The sequence below is a fragment of the Thiohalorhabdus sp. Cl-TMA genome (genome assembly GCF_041821045.1).
In the GTDB taxonomy this organism is placed as follows: domain Bacteria; phylum Pseudomonadota; class Gammaproteobacteria; order Thiohalorhabdales; family Thiohalorhabdaceae; genus Thiohalorhabdus; species Thiohalorhabdus methylotropha.
On sequence record NZ_JBGUAW010000008.1, the window covers coordinates 269,577 to 276,091 of the forward strand.

Sequence of the window (6,515 nt, forward strand, 5' to 3'; positions counted from 1 at the left end):
TCCTTGATTTCCAAGGTAGGCGGTCTGTGTAGAGCGACAAGACAGGGCGGCCCCCTAGCCTCCGCCGGCTCTCCCCCAGCGGCCCGGGCCCATCCCGGCGGTGCGGGGCTACAACTATCCGGCTGCGCGGGACAAAAGCCGGTTAGGGGTTCTCCGGACGGGGGTGCGGGCGAATGGCGGAATCGCGTCGGGAAAATGAACAGTCCCCGGACAGGCGGATGCCGCGGGGGATGGGCGGACAGGGACCGACAAGGAAGCGTGCAAAACACCGAACCGAGCGGCAGCCCACGGTTGGGAGCCTCCCCATTTCGACGGTGGTGCGGCCGGGTCTACGGTGCAGAATAGGACGCAGCGGGAGCGCTCATGCACCTGCCCGCCCTGATGGCCCTGGCCTCCCTGGGCATCTGCTGCTCTTTGGGGAAGGGGCCGGGTTCCCCTCCACCGGCCTCGGCATGGTCCCGGATCCCGGTAAGCTACCGCACCACCTGCAATGGCGGCGCACCGTCACCGAGTGGGCGGGCGGTATGGGGGCATGGTGCGCATGCTCGCCACCATCCGCTGGAGCACCGGAGAGGCAGCCCGGAACCTCAGTCTCCGGCCCTTCCGAACCGGGCGCCGAGCCGGGCCCCGAGTACCAGCAGGGCGGGGGTCACCACCAGGGTAAGGAGGGTGGCGAAGGTGAGTCCGCCCGCGATGGAAGTGGCGAGCTGCACCCACCACTGGGTGGAGGGCGAGCCGATCTCCAGGTTGCGATGGAGGATGTCCAGGTTCACCTCGAAGACCATGGGCAGCAGGCCGAGCACCGTGGTCACGGAGGTGAGCACCACCGGGCGGAAGCGGAGGGTGCCGGCGCCCAGTGCCGCCTCCACCGGGGGCTGCCCCTCCGCCCGGAGCGCGTTGTAGGTATCGATGAGCACGATATTGTCGTTCACCACCACCCCGGCGAGCGCGATCATGCCCACGCCGCTCATCACCACGGAGAAGGGCTCCCCCCGGATCAGCAGGCCCAGGAGCACGCCCGCCGAGGACAGCACGATGGCGGACAGCACCAGCGCCGCCTGGTAGAGGCTGTTGAACTGGGTCACCAGGATCAGGGTCATCAGGAAGACGGCGGTGACGAAGGCCGTGGAGAGGAAGCCCGCCGCCTCCCGGCGGTCCTCGTCCTCGCCGGCGACGCGCATCTTCACCGGGCCCGGCAGGCCGTCCTCGCCGAGGGTGCGCTGAAGGGCCGCCACTCGCTCCGCCACCAGCCGCCCCGGCTCCAGGTCGGCGGACACGGTGCGCATGCGCTGGCCGTCCTTACGCTCGATGGTGCCCACCTTGGGCCCCGGGTGGAGATCCACGAAGTTGCCGATGGGCACCATGCCCCGCTCCGTGGGCACCCGGAGCTGCTGCAGCCGTTCCAGATTGCGCTCGCCGAAGGGGAAGCGCACCCGGATGTCCACCTCCTCGTCGGTATCCTCGGGGCGGTAGGCACCCACGCGGTAGCCGTTGGTGACCATCTGCACCGCCGCGCCCAGCAGGGCCACGTCCGCGCCGTACAGCACCGCCTTCTGGCGGTCCACCTCCAGCCGCCACTCCACGCCGGGCACGGGGCGGCTGTCCTCCACGTCGGCGAAGCCGCCCGTTTCCGCCATGGCCACGCGCACCCGCTCCACCGCGGGCTCCAGGTATTCCGGTTCCTCGGCACGCAGCTCGAGCTGCACCGGCTTGCCCTGGCTGGGGCCCTGCTCCTCCTTGCGCACCTCGATGCGCAGGCCCGGCAGGTCCCGAGTGCGGCCACGCAGCTCGCCGATGATGGCGGCGGCCGGCGGCCGGGCGCTCCACTCCGCCAGCTCCACGCTGAGCACGCCGATCACGTCCTCGGTGAGGTTGGGATCCTGACGGGCCTCGGAGGCATTGAGGGTGCGCGTGTAGACCGAATCGATGCCCGCGGCCTGGCGCACGCGCTCCTCGACCTGACGTACCAGGACGTCCTTCTCCTCCAGGGAGCGGTCGCCGCGCGCCCGGACCTGGACCTGGACCATATCCGGCTCGACGTCGGCGAAGAAGGTGACCCCCTTGCCGAGGAAGGCGTAGCCGGCGAAAGCGGCCGCCAGGACCGCCAGGGACGCGGCCAGGGCCAGGCCGGGACGGACCACCGCGTGCGCCAGCAGACGGCGGTAGGAGCGGCCCACCGCCCCTTCGCCCGCCGGACCCAGGCCGGCGCCGCTGCCGCCGCCTCCACGACCCAGCACCCCGCCCAGCACCGGCAGCACCACCAGGGCCATGAGCCACGAGGCGGCCAGCGTCAGCAGCACCGTGATGGGCAGGTAGCGCATGAACTCGCCCACCACCCCCGGCCAGAACAGCAGCGGCACGAACACCGCCATGGTGGTGGCCACGGAGGAGGTCACCGGCCATGCCATGCGCTGCGCCGCGGCGCGATAGGCCACCGGCGGCGCCATGCCCGCGCCCAGGTTGCGGTCGGCGAGCTCGGTGACCACGATGGCACCGTCCACCAGCATCCCCACCACCATGATCAGCGTGAACAGCACCACGATGTTCATGTCCGAGCCCAGCAGCCACAGGCCCAGAACCCCGGTCAGGAAGGCGCCGGGGATGGCCAGCCCGGTAAGGATTCCCGAGCGCACGCCCAGCACCCCGATCACCACGATCATCACCAGCACCACGGCGGAGAGCACGTTGTTCTGCAGGTCGCCTAGCAGGCCGCGCACGTCCTCGGCCTTGTCCTGGAGATAATCCACCTGCACCGTCCCGGGCCAGCCGGCGCTCTGGCGGGCGATCACGGAGCGCGCGGCGGCCACGGTCTCGATGATGTTGGCGTCGCTGCGCTTGCGGATCTCCAGGGCCAGGGCCGGCTGCCCGCCGAGCCGGGCGTAGGAATCGGGGTCCTTGAAGGTGCGCCGCACCGTGGCCACGTCCTCGAAGGCCACCGTGGTTCCGCCCAGGGACTTCACCGGCAGGCGCATGACGTCCTCGAAGGTCTCCAGCACCCCCGGCACCTTGACCACCAGCCGCCCCGCGCCGGTGTCCATGGCGCCGGCGGCCACGAGCTGGTTGTTGCGCTGGATGAGCTGGTAGAGCTGCTCGTAGGAAAGGTTGTAGGTCTCCATCACCAGCGGATCCACGAGGACCTCCAGCACATCCTCGCGCATGCCGGCGATGTTCACCTCAAGAACCCCGCCCAGGGACTCCAGCTCGTCGCGCAGGGTGCGGGCCAAGGAAACCAGGGTGCGCTCGGCCACCGGGCCGGACAGGCCCACGGTCAGTACCGGGAAGAGGCTGGTATCCACCTCCTGGACCACCGGCTCCTCGGTTTCCGGGGGCAGCTCCGGCCGCGCCTGGTCCACCTGCTCCCGCACCTCGCGCACCGCCGCGTCCGGATCGAGCCCGGCCTCGAAATCCAGACGCAGGTAGGCGTAGCCTTCCATGGCCACGGCCCGCATCTCGTCCAGACCCTCCACCGACTGCAGCTCCTTCTCCATGGGCTTGAGCAGCAGCCGCTCGGCGTCCTCCGGGGAGATGCCCTCGTGGAGGAGGGAGACGAACACCACCGGAATGGCCACGTCCGGCTCCGCCTCCTTGGGAATGGACTGGTAGGCCACCACCCCGAACCCGAGCAGGAGCAGGAAACCGAGCAGTACCGTGCGGGAACGCTGGAAAACCGCGGCGATCAGGGCGTTCATTGCGGGCGCGCCCCCGGGACCTCGGGCAGGAACGGCCCGCCTTCGGGGGCCTTCTCCGGAATGGGCACCCCGGAACGGGGCGCGGGAACCGGGCGGACCGTTTCTCCCTCCCGGGCGAAGCCCTGGCCCACCGTTATCACCTGCGCCTTCTCGGGCAGCCCGCTGACCCAGACGCCGTCGGCGGTGGAGCGAACCAGGGAAACCGCATAGAAGGCGACCCGGCTCTCGCCCTCCACGGTCTTCACGCCCAGCTCCCCCTCGTCGTTCAGGGTCAGCAGCGCCGGGGACAGGAAGTGCGCGTCCACGCGCCCCACGGGGATGCGCACCTCCGCGGACATGCCGGCCGGGCTGGCCGCCTCCGCGTTGGGCACGGCCACCTCCACCCGGAAGGTGCGGGTGCCCTCGTCCGCCGTCCGGGCCACATAGCGGATGGTGCCCTTCACCGTGCGCCCGTTCACCAGCCGAACCTCCGCCGGCCGGCCCCGGCGCACCTCGCCAATGCGCTGCTGGGCGACCCGTACCGAGACGATCAGGGGATCGAGGTCGGCCACCTGCGCCACCTGATCGCCGGGTCGCAGGTAATCGCCCACTTCCACGGCGCGCTGCTCCAGGACGCCGGCGAACGGCACCCGGATTTCGGTATTGGCGATGTCCTCGCGCACCTGGGCGAGCTGGGCGCGGGCTTGCTCCAGGGCGGCCTCGGCCTCCTCCACCCGGGAGCGCGCCTGGAAGCCGCCGCTTCCCAGCCGCTTGGCGGCCTCGAATTCCGTTTCCCGCTGGTCGACCAGCGCCTGCGCCTGGCGGAGCCTGGCCTCGCGGTCGTCCATGGCGAGGCGGACGAGCACCTGGCCGTCCGCCACCCGGCTTCCCTCGGGTGCCGCCACCTCGGCGACCCGCCCCGACGTCTCGGCCCGTACCGTCACCAGCCGTTCCGTCTCCGTCTGGCCCTGGTTGATTATGTAGCGGGTCACGGGACGGGCGGTCTGGCCGCGCACCTGGACGGTCAGGGCGCCCCGGATATCCGCTCCCGGATCATTCTCGCCATTCCGATCCGCCTTGCCGGGTAGAATCAGGCCGCTGGCCATCCAGAGCACCAGGGCAACGGCAATGAGCGTGGCCACGAGCACGGAGCGCGGCAATTTCGGCAGGGGCATCCGGGGGCTCCCGATAAATCAGGGGTTTCAGGGCTGACCGTACGGTCAGGCCCCAAGAATGGGGGATTTTTCCTCGAAGGGAAAGGACGCGCGTTGCTCCGGGGGCCGGCCCGGCCTACTATGTGGCCAACATTCCGCCCGAAAAGGGGATTCGTGGGCGGGAATCTTCCGCGAAGCAAGGAGCGGCAAATGAGAAAGTCTCTGGTTGCGGGTGCCCTGGTGGTGCTCGGCGGGGCGGGGGCGGCCGTCCCGTACTTTACGGGGATGCGGGCGGAGCAGGCCTTCCGGGAAAACCTGCGGTCGGTGTCGGAGCACCCCCAGGTGGATCTGCGGCTGGTACGCTACGAGCGCCATTGGCTCGGGGCGGAGGCGGAATCGGAGCTGACCGTGGAATCGGGCGGTGAACGGATTACCATGCACCTGGGCCACCAGATCGTCCATGGCCCCACCCCGACCAATCCGGCGCTGGCCCGGGTAACCACCACCCCCGCGCTCGAGGGCGAGGCCCGGAAAGCGGCCGCGCACTACTTCGGGGAGCGGGCCCCGCTTACGGCGGACCTGACCATCGGCCTCGGCGGCAACCAGCGCCTGGTGCTTTCCTCGCCCGCCTTCAAGGGCAGCCCGCGCGGCGCCCCGGACACCCGGGTCCAGTGGGGCGGTCTCAGCGGCGAGGGCCGGTTCCATGGCGGGGAGGGCTCCCTGCGGCTGAAGGTCCCGGAGCTGCGCGTCTCGGACGACAAGGGCCGGCTGCGCCTCCAGGACGTGGCCTTGCGCTCCGATTTCCGGCGCCATGCCCCGGATCTGTGGCTCGGGGACAGCACCCTCTCCGCGGCGCATTTCGAGATGGCGCTCCCCGATGCCGACGCGGACGCCCTCCACCACCTGGAGCTGGCCGAGCTGGACTATACCCAGCAGGCAGAGCTGTCGGAGGACGGCGACTCCCTGACCCTGGCCGGCGAGCTGCGTGCCGAACAGGCCCGGACCGACGACCGCAAGCTTCGGGACGCCCGACTCGGCGTGGAGCTTCGGCGGCTGGACGCCGCCGCCTATCAGGAGATCAGCCGGCGCTTTCGCGCGCTGGACACGGGGAATCTCTCCGAGGAAGCCATGGCCGCCGAGGGGCTCGCCATATTCCGCGAGATGCTGCCCCGCTTCCTGGATTCCTCCCCGGAGCTCGCCCTCACCGAGCTGTCTTTCAAGGCGCCGGGCGGCGACTTCCGCGGCACCGCCCGCGCCCGCTACACGGGGGATGGCCGTAAGGCCCAGCGGGCGCTGGACGACCCCGCCGTACTACTCCAGGAGCTGGAGGCCGAGGCCGAGATACGGGCAGGGAAATCCCTGGTCATCGGGGTCCTGGAGGACCGGGCGCGGGAGCAGCTGCGGAAGGAGGCCGGGCCGCGCTCCAATCCGGTACAGATGGAGCGGGCGGTGGAGCGCTCGGTTAGCCAGCGCCTCGGCATGATGCAGGCCTTCGGCTTCCTGGAGGCCGAAGGAGAGCGGTTCATTTCCAAGGTGGCCTGGAACCGGGGCACCCTCACCATCAACGGCCGGCCCCTGAATCTCGGCGGCGCGCTGGGCGGCGGATCAGCCGTTCCCTAGGGCCTGTTAACGCTTAATAAGGCCTCGATAATCAGGGCGAAGTGGATGAAGAAGGTGAACACCACATCCAGCT

The 6,515-nt window shown here is 70.4% G+C and carries 3 protein-coding genes; 1 reads left to right on the plus strand and 2 read right to left on the minus strand.

The genetic code is table 11. The annotated features are described in order from the left end of the window. Positions 1-587: 587 nt before the first annotated feature. On the minus strand, positions 588-3,689 hold the full coding sequence (locus ACERLL_RS13305; RefSeq protein ID WP_373656575.1) for an efflux RND transporter permease subunit: 3,102 nt from the start codon (positions 3,687-3,689) through the stop codon (positions 588-590). Continuing rightward, positions 3,686-4,843: an efflux RND transporter periplasmic adaptor subunit gene (locus tag ACERLL_RS13310; RefSeq protein ID WP_373656576.1), complete on the minus strand. Its 1,158-nt coding sequence runs from the start codon at positions 4,841-4,843 to the stop codon at positions 3,686-3,688. The genes ACERLL_RS13305 and ACERLL_RS13310 overlap by 4 nt, the downstream gene beginning before the upstream one ends. Positions 4,844-5,032: 189 nt before the next feature. Here ACERLL_RS13310 and ACERLL_RS13315 point away from each other — a divergent pair, with 189 nt between their 5' ends. Then, positions 5,033-6,442, plus strand: a complete 1,410-nt coding sequence (locus ACERLL_RS13315) for a YdgA family protein (RefSeq protein WP_373656577.1) — start codon at positions 5,033-5,035, stop codon at positions 6,440-6,442. Positions 6,443-6,515: the final 73 nt, after the last annotated feature.